Here is a 17,582-nt window from a genome sequence, read left to right as displayed (position 1 = left end):
TTTCTCGTATTTAAGGATGTTTGCGGGACCGGGTTTGAAGTGACTAGTTTGCGGAGCCGCTCAATTCCCCGTCGCAAGGACGATCTTTCATGAAGAAGTCAGCAGCCCAGACCATCGGTGCCGCCGCTCTCGGTGCCGCCTTCGCCGTCGTCGCCGCCGGTACCGCCTCGGCCGCCGTCCCCGCCGTCGGTCTCACCGACGCGCTCGGCAGCGCCACCGGCGCCCTCCAGGGCGTCACCAGCCAGCAGCAGGTCGGCGCGGAGGAAGGCCACCAGTCCAGCGACCCCACCTCCCAGGTCACCGGCCTGCTGAACCCGCTCACCGGCGGCCTGAACGGCCTCGGCGGCTGATCCTGCCGCGACGCGTACGCGTGTGCGGCGGGCGCACGCCCCTTCGAAGGGGTGTGTGCCCCGCCGTGCCGTGTGCCACGATCACCACCAACTGCCCGCCGACTCACGGGGTATGAGGTTCCGGTCATGCGCATGAAGGCACGAACGACGTTGGTCGCCCTGCTCCCGGCCCTGCTCTGCGCGGCGGTCGGTTGCAGCGGCGCGGGCACCGCGACGGGCAAGGGCCCCGACCCCAAGGGGTCCCCCGGCGCCGCCTCCGGCGCGCCCGGCGCCCCGGCCCCGTCCGCCGCCTCCTCCGCCCCGGGCGCCGCACCGAAGACCGGCGGCAGCAGGCTGGAGCGGTCCGCGCTCGAACAGGGCGACCTGACCGGCTACCAGATCTCCGCGCAGGGCAAGAACCCCAACGCCCCCGACGGGCAGCCCCAGGCCGACCGCACGGCCTGCCAGCCGCTGGCCGACGTCATGGGCGACAAGCCCGACCCGGCCGCGCGCGAGACCGTCAACCGGGGCGTCGGCTCCCAGAAGCAGGTCGGACTCGCCGTCTCCGCCTCCGTCAGCTCGTACGCCGAGAGCGACGCCAAGGCCCTCGTCGCCCGCCTCAGGACCGCCGTCGCCGCCTGCGGCACCGGCTTCACCGCCACCGTCCAGAAGCAGAGCGGCAGCTACCGCGAGGTACGGGCCACGGCGTACCGGACCACCGGCGACGAGAGCGTCAGCTGGACCACCACCGCGGCCGCCCAGGGCGTCTCGGCCGAAGTCCACCTGGTCGTCGTGCGCCAGGGCGACACCATCGTGCGGCTGATGGCCCTGAACGTGACCGCGGCCCAGCAGAAGGCGCAGGTGCCGCAGGAAGTGGCGGACAAGCAGCTGGAGAAGGTCCGCGCGGCCGGCTGACCCGCCCGGCGGCCGTGCGTGCGGGCGCGCCGCGGGCGCGCCGGCGGCTACCAGGCGCCGGTGGCGGGCTTGTCGTTCGGCAGGAGCAGCCACAGCGCCAGGTAGACCAGGAACTGGGGCCCGGGCAGCAGGCACGAGACGACGAAGATGACGCGCATCGTGTTCGCGGACGTTCCGAAACGCCGCGCCAGACCGGCGCAGACTCCGCCGATCCATCGTCCGTCACGGGGGCGGGCCAGGGCGCTCATGGTTTCTCCTTCGTCGGGATCGGCTTCGTGCGATGCCTCAATACTCCCGCTGGACGGCCGACAGGACCTCGGTCCAGGGGCCGAGTCCGACCCTGGTAATTCTCGGGGTAGCCCCCTGACAGACGGCCCGCGAACGGCGCAGCCGCGCGCGCAGCACCGGTACGACGGCCAGGTGCGCGAGCAGGACGCCCACCGTGTTCAGCAGGACCGAGTCCACGTCGACCACCTGGCCGGGGACCGCGGTCTGGAGCATCTCGATGCACACGGAGACCAGCGCGCCCGCGGCCGCCGTCCGGGCCAGTGAGGACCACGCGGACAGCCGCGACGGCGCGAGCCGCCCGCCGGCCAGCGGCAGCAGCACGCCGAGCGGAGCCAGCAGCGCCAGCCCCTCCCCGATCCGCCGGGCGGCCTCCAGCGGCCCGGCGGCGAGGTCGGCCCTGATGCCCGCGAGCGGGCTCAGATTCGCGGCCGCGGCCCAGGGCACGTCCAGGGGCCGCAGGGTCAGCCAGCCGACGAGCAGGAGGTGGGCGGCGAGGACGGCCCCGGACGCGAGTCGGAGCCGGAATCGGATGGCGGTGGCGGCGGTGTCGCCGGCCTCAAGGCGCTGCACACCTGCGAGGACGCGTCGGCCGGTAGCACCGGTTCCGCCGGGCCCGAGGTGTGGCGCGGACCACGGCCGGGCCGGGCCGCTGCGGCCGTCAGCCGGCGGCGAGCAGGGCGACCAGCAGCACCACGCCGGCGACGGCGGGGACGACGACCTCGTACGCCCACCGCACGTGCACGCCGCCCTGCGCGCCCGGCCGCGCGGCACCGCGCTCGGCGAGGTCGCGCAGCTCGTCCACCACCTGGTCGGCGGCGGCCCGCGGCCGCGCGGCGGGCTTCGCGGCGGGGCCCCGCGCCACGGGCGCGGCCGTGCCGCGGCCCATCAGGCCGCCGAAGCGGCCACCCTGCGGCCGGGTGGCCTTCTTGCGCTCGCGCAGGGAGACGGGCACGGACCACAGCTGGTACGTCTTCCCGCCGGCCAGCACCTCGGCCGAGTAGCGGGCGCGCACCGCGTCCACGGCCCCCCAGGGCAGCTCGATCAGACGGAACGGGTTCCGTACGCGCAGCCGGTCGTCGTTGGCGAAGACGGCCGGGCGGAGGGTGAAGGCGACGATCAGGGGCGCCGCGCACAGCGCGACGGCCAGCGCGATCCACGGCGTGCTGCCCGAACCCCGCACCACGGCGTCCCCGCACAGCCAGGCGGTGAGCGCGAGGAGCAGTACGCCGGTCACGACGGCCATGGAGGACCGGTAGGTCCGGTCGGCGTAGACAGGCTCGTCGGTCGGCTGCTGCTGGCTGCTCATGCGGTCGATTCTGCCCCACGCCGTCCCGGCCCACGAGATCGGCGTACAGGAGGGCGCCGCCGGGCCGGCGGCCCGCGGTGGTCTCGCCGCCGCAGGCGACGGCGCGCGGCTCGGGGCGGGCCGTGTCCCCGCGGACCTCGGCGGTGGGGAGGCGGGCCCTGTCGACCTGCTCCGGCTCGCGATGCGGAGGACCGCGGCGGCGCCGTCCACCCGGGGTGACGGTGGTCCCGTCCCCGGTGCCCGTCCGCGGGGCGTCCACGCCGGCCGCCGGAGTCCGCATCCGCGCGACAGTGAGCGGAGGTGTCGATTCCGCACCGGAACGAGGGAGGGGGGTGACATGTCGCTACGCGCGTAGATATGCTCATCTGGTGACCATGCCCATCACCCTCCCCGCATTCGCTGACGTGACGACGTCCGACAGCGCGCTGCGCCGCTTCCTCCACGGGCTCCCCGGCGTCGACGCCGTGGGCCTGGAGGCGCGCGCGGCCGCGCTCGGCACCCGCTCGATCAAGACGACGGCCAAGGCGTACGCCATCGACCTGGCCATCTCGATGATCGACCTGACGACGCTCGAGGGTGCGGACACCCCGGGCAAGGTCCGGGCGCTCTCCGCGAAGGCCGTCCACCCCGACCCGACCGACCGTACGACCCCCACCACGGCCGCGGTCTGCGTCTATCCCGACATGGTGGCCACCGCGAAGGCCGCCCTGAACGGCGCCGACGTCAAGATCGCCTCCGTGGCCACGGCCTTCCCGGCAGGTCGTGCGGCCCTGCCGGTCAAGCTCGCCGACACCCGTGACGCCGTCGCCGCCGGCGCCGACGAGATCGACATGGTCATCGACCGTGGCGCCTTCCTCGCCGGCCGCTACCTCGACACCTTCGAACTGATCACGGCCGTCAAGGAGGCGTGCGTCCGCGAGGACGGCACCTCGGCCCGGCTCAAGGTCATCTTCGAGACCGGCGAGCTGTCGACGTACGACAACATCCGCCGCGCCTCCTGGATCGGCATGATGGCCGGCGCCGACTTCATCAAGACGTCGACCGGCAAGGTCGGGGTGAACGCCACTCCGGCCAACACCCTGCTCATGCTCGAAGCCGTCCGCGACTTCCGCGCGCAGACCGGTGTCCAGATCGGCGTGAAGCCGGCCGGCGGCATCCGCACCACCAAGGACGCGATCAAGTTCCTGGTCCTGGTCAACGAGACCGTGGGCGAGGACTGGCTGAGCAACCACTGGTTCCGCTTCGGCGCCTCCAGCCTGCTCAACGACCTGCTGATGCAGCGGCAGAAGCTGAGCACCGGCCGTTACTCCGGTCCCGACTACGTGACGGTGGACTGATCACCATGGCATCCCTTTTCGAGTACGCACCCGCTCCCGAGTCGCGGTCCGTCGTCGACATCGCGCCGTCCTACGGGCTCTTCATCGACGGCGAGTTCACCGAGGCCGCCGACGGCAAGGTCTTCAAGACGCTCTTGCCGTCCTCCGAGGAGGTCCTGGCCGAGGTCGCCCGGGCCGGCGCCGCCGACGTGGACCGCGCCGTGAAGGCCGCCCGCAAGGCCTTCGAGAAGTGGTCCGCGCTGCCGGGCTCCGAGCGCGCCAAGTACCTCTTCCGCATCGCCCGGATCATCCAGGAGCGCAGCCGCGAGCTGGCCGTCCTGGAGACCCTGGACAACGGCAAGCCGATCAAGGAGACCCGCGACGCGGACCTCCCGCTGGTCGCCGCGCACTTCTTCTACTACGCGGGCTGGGCCGACAAGCTCGACCACGCGGGCTACGGCGCGAACCCGCGCCCGCTCGGCGTGGCCGGCCAGGTCATCCCGTGGAACTTCCCGCTCCTGATGCTCGCGTGGAAGATCGCCCCGGCGCTCGCCACCGGCAACACGGTCGTCCTCAAGCCCGCCGAGACCACGCCGCTGTCGGCGCTGTTCTTCGCGGACATCTGCCGTCAGGCGGGCCTGCCCAAGGGCGTCGTCAACATCCTCACCGGGCACGGCGACGCGGGCGCCGCCCTCGTCGAGCACCCGGACGTGAACAAGGTCGCCTTCACCGGTTCGACCGCGGTCGGCAAGGCCATCGCCCGCCAGATCGCCGGTACGGACAAGAAGGTCACCCTGGAGCTGGGCGGCAAGGGCGCCAACATCGTCTTCGACGACGCCCCGATCGACCAGGCCGTCGAGGGCATCGTCAACGGCGTCTTCTTCAACCAGGGCCAGGTCTGCTGCGCGGGCTCGCGCCTGCTGGTCCAGGAGTCGATCCACGACGAGCTGCTGGACTCCCTCAAGCGCCGCCTGTCCACGCTGCGCCTGGGCGACCCGCTCGACAAGAACACCGACATCGGTGCGATCAACTCCGCCGCCCAGCTGGCCCGGATCACCGCGCTCGCCGAGACCGGCGAGGCCGAGGGCGCCGAGCGCTGGTCCCCGGCGTGCGAGCTGCCGTCGGTCGGCTACTGGTTCGCGCCGACGCTCTTCACGAACGTCACCCAGGCGCACACCGTCGCCCGCGACGAGATCTTCGGACCGGTGCTGTCCGTGCTGACCTTCCGTACGCCCGACGAGGCCGTCGCGAAGGCCAACAACAGCCAGTACGGCCTGTCCGCCGGCATCTGGACCGAGAAGGGCTCCCGCATCCTCGCGGTCGCGGGCAAGCTCCGCGCGGGCGTGGTGTGGGCCAACACGTTCAACAAGTTCGACCCGACCTCGCCGTTCGGCGGCTACAAGGAGTCGGGCTTCGGGCGCGAAGGCGGCCGCCATGGCCTGGAGGGTTACCTCGATGTCTGAGTCTTCCGTGACGCGGCTGAGCGTCTTCAAGACCTACAAGCTGTACGTGGGCGGGAAGTTCCCGCGTTCCGAGAGCGGCCGGGTGTACGAGGTGACTGACGCCAAGGGAAAGTGGCTGGCCAACGCCCCGCTGTCGTCCCGCAAGGACGCCCGTGACGCGGTCGTCGCGGCCCGCAAGGCCTTCGGCGGCTGGTCCGGCGCGACCGCCTACAACCGCGGCCAGATCCTCTACCGCGTCGCCGAGATGCTGGAGGGCCGCCGCGAGCAGTTCGTCCGCGAGGTCGGCGAGGCCGAGGGCCTGTCCAAGTCCAAGGCGGCTGCCGTCGTGGACGCGGCCGTCGACCGCTGGGTCTGGTACGCGGGCTGGACCGACAAGATCGGCCAGATCGTGGGCGGGGCCAACCCGGTCGCGGGCCCGTACTTCAACCTCTCCACCCCCGAGCCGACCGGCGTGGTCGCGGTCGTGGCCCCGCAGGACTCGTCCTTCCTGGGCCTGGTCTCGGTGATCGCCCCGGTCATCGCGACCGGCAACACCGCCGTGGTCATCGCCTCGGAGGCGTCCCCGCTGCCCGCCCTCTCCCTGGGCGAGGTGCTGGCCACCTCCGACCTGCCCGGCGGCGTGGTCAACATCCTGTCCGGCAAGGCGGCCGAGATGGGCCCGCACCTCGCGTCCCACCAGGACGTCAACGCGATCGACCTGGCGGGCGCCGACGCGGCCCTCGCCAGGGAGCTGGAGATCGCCGCGGCCGACAACCTCAAGCGCGTCCTGCGTCCACAGCCTGTGGACGACTGGAGCGCCGACCCGGGCACGGCGCGCCTGACGCCGTTCCTGGAGACCAAGACCGTCTGGCACCCGACGGGTTCGCTGGGCGCGGGCGGCTCCTCGTACTAGTCCGTACGCGAGCTCCCCACCGAGACCGGCCCCGGCAGCGTCCCCCGCGCTGCCGGGGCCTTCGCGTGCGCGGGGCCCGTACGGGCTGTACGGCTACGTCCGGGGCAGTGCCGGGCCGAGCAGCGAGGAGACGGCGGCCGTGGGCAGTTCGCCGACCGAGGGGCCCTGCGTCAGCACGCCGGTGACCATCCCGGTGCCGACCGGCGGGAAGTCCGCGATCTTCGTGGCGACGCCGTTGTCCAGCGGGTCAACGCCCGTGTGCGCCAGCGGGTTCACCTTCAGGTTCGCCACCGGGTCGGCCACCCCGGCCAGGGCCGCCGGCACGGACAGCTCGCCGGCCTGGGCGCCCCCGGCGGCCATCGCCAAGGCGGCGCCGGCCATCGAGACCGTCAGGCCCGCCGCGCGGAGCCGGCCGGGGGTGGAGGGGGCTGCGTGACGTGCCATGGGATTCCCGCCTGTGGTCGTAGTCGCGTGCGCACGCAGCGTAGTGGAGGTGTGATCCTGGATACCAACCGGCCACCGGGAGGGTCCCCTACCCGGGGGAATGGTTCACACTGGTGTCCCGTGAGCTGCTCCTCTCCTTCGCCGACCCGCGTCGTCCTGCTGACCGGTCCGTCGGGCTCCGGAAAATCCGTGCTGGCCGCCCGTTCGGGCCTGCCCGTGCTGCGCCTCGACGACTTCTACAAGGAGGCCGGCGACCCCGGCCTCCCGCTCGTCGACGGCAGTTCCGACATCGACTGGGACTCCCCGCTGTCCTGGGACGCCGACGCGGCCGTCGCCGCGATCGCCGAACTGTGCGCGGCGGGCCGGACCGAGGTGCCCGTCTACGACATCGCTACCAGCTCGCGCACCGGGAGCGAGACCCTGGACATCGCCCGCTCCCCGCGGACGCCGCTGTTCATCGCGGAGGGCATCTTCGCCGCCGACATCGTGGCCCGCTGCCAGGAGCGCGGCGTCCTCGCGGACGCCCTGTGCCTGCGCGGGCGCCCCGCGACCACCTTCCGCCGCCGGCTCGCCCGCGACCTGCGCGAGGGGCGCAAGTCCGTGCCGTTCCTGCTGCGCAGGGGCTGGCGGCTGATGCGGGCCGAGCGCGGCATCGTGGCCCGCCACTGCGCCCTCGGCGCGCACCCCTGCGGCCGCGACGAGGCGCTCGGCCGGCTGGCCGCCGCGGCCGCGGGCCGCCACCGCACCGCCGCCCCCGCGTAGCGCCCACGCCGCGCACGGTACGCCCGGGGGCGCCGGACCGGGGCACGCGAAAAGGCGGGACCGTGCGGACCCCCGGCCGCATGATCCCGCCTTTTCCCCCCGTGACCCCCGTCCCACCCCCGTAGGACGGGCCCCCCGGCCCGATGGTTCGTGGGCGGCGCGTTACGCCACCAGCTCCTCGAAGGACTCGGCCTCGTCGGTGCCGAAGCTCAGCGCCTCGTCGTCGCGCATCCGCCGCAGCGAGCGCCAGATGCTCGACTTCACCGTGCCGACGCTGATCCCGAGGATCTCCGCGATCTCCGGGTCCGTACGGCCCTCGTAGTACCGCAGCACCAGCATCGTGCGCTGCGGCTCCGGGATCCGGGACAGCGCCTGCCACAGGACCGCGCGCAGCTCGGTGCCGCGCATCGCGTCCGTGTCCGAGGCCGTCTCCGGCAGCTCCTCCGTCGGGTACTCGCTGAGCTTGCGCCGCCGCCACGCGCTGATGTGCAGGTTCGTCATCGTGCGCCGCAGGTAGCCGCCGACGGCCGCCTTGTCGCTGATCCGGTCCCAGGCGCGGTACGTGGAGAACAGCGCGCTCTGCAGCAGGTCCTCGGCCTCGTGCCGGTCGCCGGTGAGGTGGAAGGCCGTCGCGTACAGGGCGGCGCGCCGCTCCCGGACGTACGCCGTGAACTCCGCCTCCGAGGCGCTGGACGGAGCCGCCGGCAGCGCCGGGGCGACCGCCGAGGACCGGTAGGTGTTCGCGTCGATGGCCGTCACGTGCGCCGGCCGGGTCCGGGGGACCGCGACCGTACGGACACCCACCCGACGGTTCACATCGTGCAGCCGCGTGACGACCGTGCTCTTCGTGGTGCTGTGCAGCGTGTTCATCTCGCGCCCCCCGTCGTGGAGTCTGCCTGGGTCCGTGCTCCGTTCGATGAGTGAAGCCTGCCGGGCCGACATAACCGGGGTGTCCTTCGACTGTCACAGGCCTGTCACAGCCGCCCGCACCGCGATTCCGTGAGCCCCGGCGGTCGAACTACCGACGGAGCATGGGACAGAATGAGGCCGTGCCTTTCCTGTTGCTGATCGAGGACGACGACGCCATCCGCACGGCCCTCGAACTCTCCCTGTCACGCCAGGGCCACCGAGTGGCCACCGCGGCGACGGGCGAGGACGGCCTGAAACTGCTGCGCGAGCAGCGGCCCGACCTGATCGTGCTGGACGTGATGCTGCCCGGGATCGACGGCTTCGAAGTGTGCCGCCGCATCCGCCGCACCGACCAGTTGCCGATCATCCTGCTCACCGCGCGCAACGACGACATCGACGTGGTCGTCGGCCTGGAGTCCGGTGCCGACGACTACGTGGTCAAGCCCGTCCAGGGCCGGGTCCTCGACGCCCGCATCCGGGCCGTGCTGCGCCGCGGCGAGCGCGAGTCCAGCGACTCGGCCGCCTTCGGCACGCTGGTCATCGACCGCGCCGCCATGACGGTCACGAAGAACGGCGAGGACCTCCAGCTGACCCCGACCGAGCTGCGGCTGCTCCTCGAACTGAGCCGCCGGCCCGGCCAGGCCCTCTCCCGCCAGCAGTTGCTGCGCCTGGTCTGGGAGCACGACTACCTCGGCGACTCCCGGCTCGTCGACGCCTGCGTGCAGCGGCTGCGGGCCAAGGTGGAGGACGTCCCGTCCTCGCCCACCCTGATCCGCACCGTCCGGGGCGTCGGCTACCGCCTGGACTCCCCCCTGTGATCCCGTCGCTGCTCGCGGGCCGGCGCTGGACCAGCCTGCGGCTGCGACTCATCGTCGTCTTCGCGCTGGTCGCGCTGACCGCCGCCGTCTCCGCGTCGGGCATCGCGTACTGGCTCAACCGCGAGGCCGTGCTCACCCGCACCCAGGACGCCGCCCTCGGCGACTTCCGGCAGGAGATGCAGAACCGTGCCGCCGCGCTGCCCACGGACCCGACGGCGCAGGAGATGCAGCGCACCGCCGAGCTGATGGCGGGCAGCAGCCCCGGCTACAGCGTGCTGCTGGTGCGCGACGGCAAGGACGGCCGGGTCTTCGGCGCCGCGGGGCCCGACGCCTTCGGGCTGCACGACGTACCGCAGTCCCTCCAGCACGCGGTGGACGACCGGCAGAAGACGACCTCCGCCAACGACTCCGAGTACCACGTGTACTGGCAGCGGACGAAGCCGCACGGCAATCCGTACCTGGTCGGCGGGACGCGGATCGTGGGCGGCGGGCCGACGGGCTACATGTACAAGTCGCTGGCGCAGGAGCGCGACGACCTGAACGCGCTGGGCTGGTCGCTGACCATCGCGACCGGGCTCGCGCTGCTCGGGTCCGCGCTGCTGGCGCAGGCCGCGGCCCGCACGGTGCTCCGGCCCGTGCAGCGGCTGGGCGAGGCGGCGCGGCGGCTCGGCGAGGGCGAGCTCGACCACCGGCTCGCGGTGTCGGGCACGGACGAACTCGCCGACCTGTCGCACACGTTCAACAAGACGGCCGAGGCGCTGGAGAAGAAGGTCGCCGACATGAGCGCGCGGGAGGAGTCCAGCCGTCGCTTCGTCGCGGACATGTCGCACGAGCTGCGCACGCCGCTGACCGCGCTGACGGCGGTGGCCGAGGTGCTGGAGGAGGAGGTCGACGACCTCGACCCGATGATCGCACCGGCGGTGGCGCTGGTCGTCAGCGAGACGCGGCGGCTCAACGACCTGGTGGAGAACCTCATGGAGGTCACCCGCTTCGACGCGGGCACGGCCCGTCTGGTGCTGGACGACGTGAACGTCGCCGACCAGGTCACCGCCTGCATCGACGCCCGGGCCTGGCTCGACGCGGTCGAACTCGACGCGGAGCGCGGGATCGTGGCGCGCCTCGACCCGCGCCGCCTGGACGTGATCCTGGCGAACCTGATCGGCAACGCGCTCAAGCACGGCGGCTCGCCGGTGCGGGTCTCGGTCTCCGTGGACGGCGAGTGGCTGGTGATCGTGGTCCGCGACAACGGGCCCGGCATCCCGCAGGAGGTGCTCCCGCACGTCTTCGACCGCTTCTACAAGGCGAGCGCCTCCCGGCCCAAGTCCGACGGCAGCGGCCTGGGCCTGTCGATCGCGATGGAGAACGCGCACATCCACGGCGGTGACATCACCGCCGCCAACGGGGCCGACGGCGGCGCGCTGTTCACGCTGCGGCTGCCGGTGGACGTGGGGAGGGTGATCGAGGATGGCGACGCGTAGGCCCCGACACCGGGCGCACCGGACGCACCGGGCCGCGCTGGCGGTGCTGCCGTGCCTGGCGGTGCTGCTGGTGTCCGGGTGCGGCATCCGGGCGACGACGGTGCCCGTCGACGTGGGCCCGGCGCCCTCGCGGGTGTCGTGCGACACCCCGGACCAGCCGGCGCAGAGCGGGGTCCAGGGCTTCAGGGCCACCGTGGAACTGGTCTGCGGATCGCAGCTGGTGGGGGTCGAGCGGCTGGTCCCCGTCCCCGAGAAGCGGGCCCTGCGCGATCCCGTCGCCCTGGTCGCGCAGGCGCTGCTGGAGGCCCTGCAGAAGGCGCCAGCCGGGGAGGAGCGGGACGCCGGCTTCAGCACGGGCGTTCCGGCCGGGCTGACCGCGGGCGCGCCGCGCCCCGGCGACCCGGCGGGGGCGGTGCGCCTGAGCCGCAAGCCGGAGGACCTGCCGCCGGTGGCCCTGTCGCAGATCGTGTGCACGCTCGCGGGCAGCGAGGCCGTCTCCGCGGGCCCCGGCCCGGTGGTGCTGGGCGGCCCGGACGCCGACCCGCCGCGGGCCTGGGAGTGCACGGACGCCGTGCGCTCGCGCCCGGAGTCGGTCCCGACCCTGGGCGAACTGGTCCGCCCCTCGGCGACCCCGGCCCCCTCGCCGTCCCGCTCCTGAGCGGGGGCGCGAGGCGGGCCCGCGGCCCCCGCACGCCGACGGCCCCCCGGGCCGGAGCTCGGGGGGCCGTCGGTGGCGGGGTCCCGGCCGGGCCGGGCCGGACGGGCCGGCGGGCCGGGACGCGGGGGTGGCGCCGGAAGGGTCAGATGCCGGCCGCGGCCGACAGGTCCTTCTTGATCGCGTCCAGGACCTCCTGGCCGCGGCCGCGGGCCGGGGCGAGGTCGGCGGCGCCCGCCACCGGGACCACCACCTCCAGGTAGCACTTCAGCTTGGGCTCGGTGCCGGACGGGCGGACGATCACGCGGGCCTGGTGGGCGCCGTCCAGGTGGTAGCGCAGGCCGTCGGTGGGCGGGAGGGCGTCCGTGCCCTGCGCCAGGTCCTCCGCCGAGACGACCCGCAGCCCAGCCAGCGACACCGGCGGCTCGGCCCGCAGGGCGGCCATCGCCGAGGCGATCACCGACAGGTCCGAGACGCGGACCGACAGCTGGTCGGTGGCGTGCAGCCCGTGGGCCAGCGCCAGGTCGTCCAGCAGGTCGGTCAGGCCGCGGCCCTGCTCCTTCAGCTCCGAGGCCAGCTCGGCGACCAGCAGCGCCGCCGTCACGCCGTCCTTGTCGCGGACCCCCTCGGGGTCCACGCAGTAGCCGAGCGCCTCCTCGTAGCCGTAGCGCAGGCCCTCGACGCGGGCGATCCACTTGAAGCCCGTCAGGGTCTCCTCGTAGCCGACGCCCGCCGCCTCCGCGATCCGGCCCAGGAGGCTGGAGGAGACGATGGACTCGGCGAAGACGCCCGTCGCGCCCTTGGCCACCAGGTGGGCGGCCAGCAGCGCGCCGACCTCGTCGCCGCGCAGCATCCGCCAGCCCGCCGCGGCGGAGGCGTCCGGGACGGCCACCGCGCAGCGGTCGGCGTCCGGGTCGTTGGCGATCACGATGTCGGGGCGGACCTCGGCGGCCTTCGCGAAGGCCAGGTCCATGGCGCCGGGCTCCTCCGGGTTGGGGAAGGCCACGGTCGGGAAGGCCGGGTCGGGCTCGGCCTGCTCGGCGACCAGGACCGGCTCGGGGAAGCCGTGCCGGGCGAAGGCCGCCGTCACGACGTCCTTGCCGACGCCGTGCATGGCCGTGTAGACGGTCCGTACGCTCCGGGGGGACCCGGGGGTCAGGACGGCGTCCGTACGCGCCAGGTAGGCCGCCAGGACCTCGTCGCCGAGGTCCTCCCAGCCGGACTCCGGGCGGGGGACGGAGGCGAGGGAGGCCACGGCCGCGATCTCCGCCGCGATCCCGGTGTCCGCCGGGGAGACGATCTGCGAGCCGTCGCCGAGGTAGACCTTGTAGCCGTTGTCCCGGGGCGGGTTGTGGCTCGCGGTCACCTCGACGCCGGCGACGGCGCCCAGGTGCCGTATGGCGAAGGCCAGCACCGGCGTCGGCAGCGGGCGGGGCAGGACGGCCGCGCGCAGCCCGGCGCCGGTCATCACGGCCGCGGTGTCGCGGGCGAAGTCCGCGGACTTGTAGCGCGCGTCGTAGCCGACGACGACCAGGCCGCCCGCGTGGCCCTGGGCCTTCAGGTAGGCCGCGAGGCCCGCCGCGGCCCGGATGACCACGCCGCGGTTCATCCGCATCGGGCCCGCGCCCAGCTCGCCGCGCAGTCCGGCGGTGCCGAACTGGAGGGTGCCGGAGAAACGGTCCGCGAGCTCCGCGGTGTCCCCGGACGCGAGGAGGGCGCGCAGCTCGGCCGCGGTCTCCGGGTCCGGGTCCTCCGCCAGCCAGGCCTCGGCCCGGGTGATCAGGTCGTCCTGTTCCTGCACTGCTTCCGCCACTGATTCCGCCTTGTCTCTCGTACCTCTGGTGCCTCGCCTGCGATCGCTCGGGCCGCTCAGATGCGGTCGAGGACCCGGGTCAGCAGCGTGCCCATGCGCGCGGCCGAGTCGCGGCCGGCCTGGAGCACCTCTTCGTGGTTGAGCGGCTCGCCGGACAGGCCCGCCGCCAGGTTCGTGACCAGGGAGATGCCGAGGACCTCGGCGCCGGCCTCGCGGGCCGCGATGGCCTCCAGCACGGTGGACATGCCGACCAGGTCGGCGCCCAGGACGCGGATCATGTTGATCTCGGCCGGGGTCTCGTAGTGCGGGCCGGGGAACTGCACGTAGACGCCCTCTTCGAGGGTCTCGTCGATCTCCTTGCACAGCGCGCGCAGGCGCGGCGAGTAGAGGTCGGTGAGGTCCACGAAGTTCGCGCCGACGATCGGCGAGGTGGCGGTGAGGTTCAGGTGGTCGCTGATCAGGACCGGCTGGCCGGGCTTCATGCCCTCGCGCAGGCCGCCGCAGCCGTTGGTCAGGACGACGGTCTTGCAGCCGGCGGCGACGGCGGTGCGGACGCCGTGGGCGACGGCGGCGACGCCGCGGCCCTCGTAGTAGTGGGTCCGGCCGAGGAAGAGCAGCGCGCGCTTGTCGCCGATCTTGTACGAGCGGATCTTGCCGCCGTGGCCCTCGACGGCGGGGGGCGGGAAGCCGGGGAGCTCGGTGACCGGGAATTCGGCCTCGGGGGCGCCCAGCGCCTCTGCGGCGGGGGCCCAGCCGGAGCCCATCACGAGGGCGACATCGTGGGTCTCGGCGCCGGTCAGCTCGCGCAGACGGGCGGCTGCGGCGTCGGCGGCGGCGAAGGGGTCGGTTACAGATGCGTTCACGCGGACGAGCGTAACCGCTCGATCCCTACGCGCGTAGATGGCGCAGCTCACGGTGTTCGGATCGTTGTCTTGTCGTTTCCGCCGAACGGGCCGGTCGGCTCCGCGCACGCCCCGGGAGGCTGCGGGCGGGGCGCCGGGAGGCGGCGTCAGCAGGGGCGCTTGCGCAGTTCCATCACGTAGTCGTGCGGGGCGCCGGCCGACTCGGCCGCGTCGGCGAGCTCGCCCAGGTAGCGGGCGGAGGGCAGGCCGCCCTCGTAGCCGTTGAGCACGTACACCCAGGCGGCCTCCTCGCCGTCCAGGGTGTGCACGCGCACCCGCATGCGGCGGTAGATGTCGAGCCCGACGCCCTCCCACCGGTCCATCGAGTCCTCGTCCAGCGGCGCGATGTCGTACAGGGCGACGAAGACCTGGTGGCGCGGGGCTTCGACGACCGTGGCCAGCGCGCCCTCCCAGCCCATCTGCTCGCCGCCGAAGGTCAGCCGCCAGTCGTTGATCCAGCCCGTGCCGCGCAGCGGCGAATGGGGGGCGCGGCGCGTCATCAGCCGCGGGTCGAGGTTGCCGGCGTACGCGGCGTAGAGCGACATGAGGTCGAGGGTACGGGAGGGGCGGCGGTGGCCGCGTGCCCGGATGGCGGGACCGGGCGCGAAGCACCTTGATGCGTGCGGGACAATGGGGCACGGAATGCATCCCCCGGGGAGACCCCCCGGAACACCGGCCGGGGCGCAGCCGACCGGGTAGACGTGAGGTGGACTTTTCGTGACCCGGATCGTGATCATCGGCGGTGGACCCGGCGGCTATGAGGCGGCCCTGGTGGGGGCGCAGCTCGGCGCGGAGGTGACCGTCGTCGACTGCGACGGTCTGGGCGGGGCGTCGGTGCTCACCGACTGCGTCCCCTCGAAGACCCTCATCGCGACCGCCGAGGTCATGACGACCTTCGACTCGTCGTACGAGGAGCTCGGCATCGTCGTCGCGGACGACACCCCGCACATAGAGCAGGCCGCGCGCGTCGTCGGCGTGGACCTCGGCAAGGTGAACCGGCGCGTCAAGCGCCTCGCGCTCGCCCAGTCCCACGACATCACCGCCTCCGTCACCCGGGCCGGTGCCCGCGTGGTGCGCGGCCGCGGCAAGCTCGGCGGGCCGCAGGGCATCGACGGCACCCGGGACGTCATCGTCACGGCCGCCGACGGCACGGAGACGATCCTGACCGCCGACGCCGTCCTGATCGCGACCGGCGGCACCCCGCGCGAGATCCCGGACGCGATGCCCGACGGGGAGCGCATCCTGAACTGGACCCAGGTCTACGACCTGGAGGAGCTCCCCGAGGAGCTCATCGTGGTCGGCTCCGGCGTCACCGGCGCCGAGTTCGCCGGTGCGTACCAGGCCCTCGGCTCCCGGGTGACGCTGGTCTCCTCGCGCGACCGGGTGCTGCCGGGCGAGGACCCGGACGCGGCCGCCGTGCTGGAGGACGTCTTCCGCCGCCGCGGCATGAACGTGGTGGGGCGCTCGCGCGCCGAGTCCGTCAAGCGCGTCGGCGACCGGGTCGAGGTCACCCTCTCCGACGGCCGCGTGCTGACCGGCTCGCACTGCCTGATGGCGGTCGGCGCGGTCCCCAACACCTCGCACATGAACCTGGAGGAGTCCGGGGTCCGGCTCAAGGACTCGGGCCACATCTGGACCGACAAGGTCTCGCGCACCTCCTCGCCGGGCGTCTACGCGGCCGGCGACGTGACCGGCGTCTTCGCGCTGGCCTCGGTGGCCGCCATGCAGGGCCGCATCGCGATGTACCACTTCCTCGGCGACGCGGTGGCCCCGCTGAACCTCAAGACGGTCTCCTCGAACGTCTTCACCGACCCGGAGATCGCGACCGTCGGCTACACCCAGGCCGACGTGGACTCGGGGAAGATCGACGCCCGCGTGGTGAAGCTGCCGCTGCTGCGCAACCCGCGCGCCAAGATGCAGGGCATCCGGGACGGCTTCGTGAAGATGTTCTGCCGTCCGGGCACGGGCATCGTGGTCGGCGGCGTGGTGGTCTCGCCGCGCGCCAGCGAGCTCATCCACCCGATCTCGATCGCGGTCGACAACAACCTGACGGTCGAGCAGATCGCAAACGCGTTCACCGTGTACCCCTCCCTGTCGGGATCGATCGCCGAAGTGGCACGGCAGCTGCACACCCGCAAGGCCGCCGGAGAGGTCTGATCCGCCCCAACCGCCCCGCACCGTAAGGGCTTTGAGGCGGGGCGCCGGGGTGGTGCCCAAGGTCCCCCCGCGCCTCGGGCCGCGTATACCACTCGTCGCCCCGCCATACGGACAACTTCGGTATTCCGGCGCAAGGAGCTGAACGCAGACGGTCGCTGGGGTTACTGTCAGTTTCGTGTTCGCTGCAGAACGTCGCCAATTGATCCTCGAAATGGTGCGGGCCAACGGAGCGGTATCGCTCCGGGAGCTCGCCCGCGTCGTCCAGACCTCCGAAGTGACCGTACGGCGGGACGTGCGGGCGCTGGAGGCAGAAGGACTCCTCGACCGCCGGCACGGCGGTGCGGTACTGCCGGGCGGTTTCACGCGGGAGTCCGGCTTTCCGCAAAAGTCCCATCTCGCGACGGCGGAGAAGACCGCCATCGCCGATGTCGCGGCCTCCCTCGTGGAAGAGGGCGAGGCCATCGTCGTCGGCGCGGGCACCACGACCCAGGAGCTGGCCCGCCGGCTCGCCCGGGTGCCCGGACTGACCGTCGTCACCAACTCGCTGCTCGTCGCCCAGGCGCTGGCCCACGCCAACCGGGTCGAGGTCGTCATGACCGGCGGCACCCTGCGCGGCTCCAACTACGCGCTGGTCGGCAGCGGGGCCGAGCAGTCCCTCCAGGGGCTGCGGGTCTCCCGGGCCTTCATCTCGGGCAGCGGCCTGACCGCCGAGCGCGGCCTGTCCACCTCCAACATGCTCTCCGCGAGCGTGGACCGGGCACTGGTGCAGGCGGCCGCGGAGGTGGTGGTGCTGGCCGACCACACGAAGATCGGCACCGACACCATGTTCCAGACCGTCCCCGCGGACGTGATGACCCGACTGGTGACCGACGAGCCCCCGGCACACGACGACCGGGCGGCGACGGAGCTCCAGGCCCTGGCCGACCAGGGCGTCCAGATCACGGTGGCGGGCTCGGCCGCCCCGGGCGGCGGCCAGGTGGACGGCATGCAGGGCCGCCGTCAGCGCCGCGAGTCCCCCCTCCCGGTCCAGCGCCGCGGCGGCCCGACGGCGCAGCTGCGCAGCGCGGGCATGCTGCCGGAGACGGGGGAGCGGGAACGCGCGAGGGTGGCGGACATGCGGCGGCGGTGAGGGCGG

At 73.4% G+C, this 17,582-nt stretch carries 19 protein-coding genes; 11 read left to right on the top strand and 8 right to left on the bottom strand.

Annotated features, from left to right (window positions below; translation table 11 throughout):
• Positions 1–89 precede the first annotated feature (89 nt).
• Both CP968_RS13045 and CP968_RS13040 read left to right on the top strand, forming a co-directional pair.
• Complete coding sequence (locus CP968_RS13045; RefSeq protein ID WP_150518185.1) at positions 90–350, top strand: hypothetical protein; 261 nt, start codon at positions 90–92, stop codon at positions 348–350.
• A gap of 132 nt (positions 351–482) precedes the next feature.
• Complete coding sequence (locus tag CP968_RS13040) at positions 483–1,244, top strand: hypothetical protein (RefSeq protein ID WP_150518184.1); 762 nt, start codon at positions 483–485, stop codon at positions 1,242–1,244.
• 47 nt (positions 1,245–1,291) lie between these two features.
• Here CP968_RS13040 and CP968_RS13035 read toward each other — a convergent pair whose 3' ends face one another.
• From CP968_RS13035 to CP968_RS13025, 3 genes are all read right to left on the bottom strand, one after another.
• On the bottom strand, positions 1,292–1,492 hold the full coding sequence (locus tag CP968_RS13035; protein WP_150518183.1) for a PspC domain-containing protein: 201 nt from the start codon (positions 1,490–1,492) through the stop codon (positions 1,292–1,294).
• Between the two features lie 37 nt (positions 1,493–1,529).
• Positions 1,530–2,102 carry a VanZ family protein gene (locus tag CP968_RS13030; protein ID WP_150518182.1) on the bottom strand — a complete coding sequence of 191 codons (573 nt, stop codon included), beginning with the start codon at positions 2,100–2,102 and terminating at the stop codon, positions 1,530–1,532.
• A gap of 88 nt (positions 2,103–2,190) precedes the next feature.
• Positions 2,191–2,838, bottom strand: a complete 648-nt coding sequence (locus tag CP968_RS13025) for a PH domain-containing protein (RefSeq protein WP_150518181.1) — start codon at positions 2,836–2,838, stop codon at positions 2,191–2,193.
• A 374-nt stretch (positions 2,839–3,212) separates the two neighbouring features.
• On the opposite strand from CP968_RS13025, the gene deoC reads away from it, so the two are divergent.
• The 3 genes from deoC to CP968_RS13010 are packed head-to-tail and all read left to right on the top strand — an operon-like array spanning position 3,213 to position 6,509.
• Positions 3,213–4,175, top strand: coding sequence for a deoxyribose-phosphate aldolase (gene deoC / locus CP968_RS13020; RefSeq protein ID WP_150521893.1), 963 nt, complete (start codon positions 3,213–3,215; stop codon positions 4,173–4,175).
• Between the two features lie 5 nt (positions 4,176–4,180).
• A complete protein-coding gene (locus tag CP968_RS13015) occupies positions 4,181–5,617 on the top strand; it encodes an aldehyde dehydrogenase family protein (RefSeq protein ID WP_150518180.1) in 1,437 nt (478 codons plus the stop codon).
• Positions 5,610–6,509 carry an aldehyde dehydrogenase family protein gene (locus CP968_RS13010; protein ID WP_150518179.1) on the top strand — a complete coding sequence of 300 codons (900 nt, stop codon included), beginning with the start codon at positions 5,610–5,612 and terminating at the stop codon, positions 6,507–6,509. Before CP968_RS13015 ends, CP968_RS13010 begins: the two co-directional genes overlap by 8 nt.
• A 93-nt stretch (positions 6,510–6,602) precedes the next feature.
• On the opposite strand, the gene CP968_RS13005 is transcribed toward CP968_RS13010, so the two are convergent.
• Positions 6,603–6,953 (bottom strand): hypothetical protein, encoded by a 351-nt coding sequence (locus CP968_RS13005; RefSeq protein WP_150518178.1) that lies wholly within the window; start codon positions 6,951–6,953, stop codon positions 6,603–6,605.
• Between the two features lie 54 nt (positions 6,954–7,007).
• Between CP968_RS13005 and CP968_RS13000 the strand changes: the two genes are divergently transcribed.
• The gene (locus CP968_RS13000) at positions 7,008–7,715 is read left to right on the top strand and encodes a uridine kinase family protein (protein ID WP_150521892.1); all 708 of its coding nucleotides are present in this window, start codon (positions 7,008–7,010) and stop codon (positions 7,713–7,715) included.
• 162 nt (positions 7,716–7,877) lie between these two features.
• Here the strand turns inward: CP968_RS13000 and CP968_RS12995 are convergent, their stop codons facing one another.
• Positions 7,878–8,585: a SigE family RNA polymerase sigma factor gene (locus CP968_RS12995; RefSeq protein WP_150518177.1), complete on the bottom strand. Its 708-nt coding sequence runs from the start codon at positions 8,583–8,585 to the stop codon at positions 7,878–7,880.
• A 179-nt stretch (positions 8,586–8,764) separates the two neighbouring features.
• On the opposite strand from CP968_RS12995, the gene afsQ1 reads away from it, so the two are divergent.
• The 3 genes from afsQ1 to CP968_RS12980 are packed head-to-tail and all read left to right on the top strand — an operon-like array spanning position 8,765 to position 11,578.
• Complete coding sequence (gene afsQ1, locus CP968_RS12990; RefSeq protein ID WP_189828836.1) at positions 8,765–9,442, top strand: two-component system response regulator AfsQ1; 678 nt, start codon at positions 8,765–8,767, stop codon at positions 9,440–9,442.
• Complete coding sequence (locus CP968_RS12985) at positions 9,439–10,920, top strand: sensor histidine kinase (RefSeq protein WP_150518175.1); 1,482 nt, start codon at positions 9,439–9,441, stop codon at positions 10,918–10,920. The genes afsQ1 and CP968_RS12985 overlap by 4 nt, the downstream gene beginning before the upstream one ends.
• The gene (locus CP968_RS12980) at positions 10,907–11,578 is read left to right on the top strand and encodes a hypothetical protein (protein ID WP_229885982.1); all 672 of its coding nucleotides are present in this window, start codon (positions 10,907–10,909) and stop codon (positions 11,576–11,578) included. The genes CP968_RS12985 and CP968_RS12980 overlap by 14 nt, the downstream gene beginning before the upstream one ends.
• Positions 11,579–11,720: 142 nt before the next feature.
• On the opposite strand, the gene CP968_RS12975 is transcribed toward CP968_RS12980, so the two are convergent.
• The 3 genes from CP968_RS12975 to CP968_RS12965 form a co-directional block, all read right to left on the bottom strand.
• Complete coding sequence (locus tag CP968_RS12975; RefSeq protein WP_150521890.1) at positions 11,721–13,376, bottom strand: phospho-sugar mutase; 1,656 nt, start codon at positions 13,374–13,376, stop codon at positions 11,721–11,723.
• Between the two features lie 68 nt (positions 13,377–13,444).
• A complete protein-coding gene (locus CP968_RS12970; RefSeq protein ID WP_150518174.1) occupies positions 13,445–14,251 on the bottom strand; it encodes a purine-nucleoside phosphorylase in 807 nt (268 codons plus the stop codon).
• Between the two features lie 146 nt (positions 14,252–14,397).
• Positions 14,398–14,835, bottom strand: coding sequence for a gamma-glutamylcyclotransferase family protein (locus CP968_RS12965; protein WP_150518173.1), 438 nt, complete (start codon positions 14,833–14,835; stop codon positions 14,398–14,400).
• Between the two features lie 172 nt (positions 14,836–15,007).
• Between CP968_RS12965 and CP968_RS12960 the strand changes: the two genes are divergently transcribed.
• A complete protein-coding gene (locus CP968_RS12960; protein ID WP_150518172.1) occupies positions 15,008–16,447 on the top strand; it encodes an NAD(P)H-quinone dehydrogenase in 1,440 nt (479 codons plus the stop codon).
• Between the two features lie 175 nt (positions 16,448–16,622).
• Entirely contained in the window at positions 16,623–17,576 is a 954-nt protein-coding gene (locus CP968_RS12955) for a DeoR/GlpR family DNA-binding transcription regulator (RefSeq protein ID WP_150518171.1), read from the top strand.
• The last annotated feature ends 6 nt before the right edge of the window (positions 17,577–17,582 follow it).

The organism is Streptomyces subrutilus (genome assembly GCF_008704535.1).
GTDB lineage: Bacteria > Actinomycetota > Actinomycetes > Streptomycetales > Streptomycetaceae > Streptomyces > Streptomyces subrutilus.
The sequence above is the reverse complement of the archived record's forward strand: the minus strand, read 5'-3'. Positions and strand labels throughout refer to the sequence as shown.